The sequence below is a fragment of the Teichococcus deserti genome (assembly GCF_001982615.1).
Taxonomy (GTDB): domain Bacteria; phylum Pseudomonadota; class Alphaproteobacteria; order Acetobacterales; family Acetobacteraceae; genus Pseudoroseomonas; species Pseudoroseomonas deserti.
In genome coordinates this window covers 1-1,050 of record NZ_MLCO01000530.1, presented here as the reverse complement: position 1 = coordinate 1,050, position 1,050 = coordinate 1, and the positions used below count along the sequence as shown (strand labels likewise).

The following is a 1,050-nucleotide window of genomic DNA, read 5'->3' as shown; positions in this document are numbered from 1 at the left end:
GGCGCGCGCGCGCCTGATCGGGCCTCAATCCGCGCCGGATCGGGCCAGGGATCGGGCCAGGGAGCGGGCGTGGGAGCGGGCGAGGGAGCGGGCTTGGGACGGGGCGTGGCCGGCATGGCGGCGGAACAGCCGCGCCAGATGCGAGGGCGAGGCCAGCCCCACCGCATGGGCGGCGGCGAGCACGGCCTGGCCGGCGGCGATGCGGCGCGCCGCCTCCTGCACGCGCAGGGCGCCGAGGTGGTCGGCGATGCTGCGGCCGTGATGGCGCTGGAACAGCCGGGTCATCTGGCGGCGCGACAGGCCGAAGCGGGCGGCGAGCGCGTCGAGCGGCTGCGGCGCCTGGAGATGGGACGAGAGGTGGCGGGCGATGGCCTGGGCCAGGTCAGCGCCGTGCTCCGCCGGCGCGGGGTCGGGGCCGGTGGCGGCGGCTTCTTCCAGCAGCAGGCGGTCGGCCAGGCGGGCGCGGCCGGCATCGTCGGCCAGGGCGTCGCGATAGGCCAGCAGCGGCGCCATGGCGGCGGGCAGCAGGCCGCGCCGCCATGGCCGTCCCTGCAGCCAGCGGCCGAGGCGGTCGGCGGGGGCATAGAGCACGATGTGGCGGTGGGCGGCGTCGCCGGCGCGGGTGCGGTGGCCATGGCCGGGGCTGACCAGCAGGGCTTCGCCGGGGCGGAGGGGGGAAGCGGCGCGCTGGCCTTCGAGCTCGACCAGCAGAGCGCCGCGCCGGGGCAGCAGCAGCATGGCGCAGTCGTGGATGTGCCAGTCGGTGGCGTAGTCGGGTCCGGCCGCGGCGCCGGCGGCCCATTCGGCCTGGTCGAGGGCGAAAACCATGGTGCCGTTGATAGGCGGCGGCGAGGCCGCCTGCGAGCGGAAAAGCCCGCAGGCCGTGCGGCGGCCGGGCCGTTCCGCCTGCGGCGGACAGGCCACCAGACAGAAAAAAGAAGGGGTCCAGGGGAATTCATTCCCCTGGCCTGCCTCTGCCTTCCCTGTCACGCCCCGAAGCGATTGGAGCGCGGGAACCCGTTCGGCGGCTGCTTCCCCGCGCCGGCGCGG

At 76.8% G+C, this 1,050-nt stretch carries 1 protein-coding gene; it reads right to left on the bottom strand.

Annotated features, from left to right (window positions below; all coding sequences use genetic code 11):
• Positions 1-24: 24 nt before the first annotated feature.
• Positions 25-828: a helix-turn-helix domain-containing protein gene (locus tag BKE38_RS29800; RefSeq protein WP_131829810.1), complete on the bottom strand. Its 804-nt coding sequence runs from the start codon at positions 826-828 to the stop codon at positions 25-27.
• Positions 829-1,050 lie beyond the last annotated feature (222 nt).

Bases quoted from the DNA above. Each gene is read 5' to 3' on its own strand.
- BKE38_RS29800 (WP_131829810.1), bottom strand. From the start codon at position 828: ATGGTTTTCGCCCTCGACCAGGCCGAATGGGCCGCCGGCGCCGCGGCC.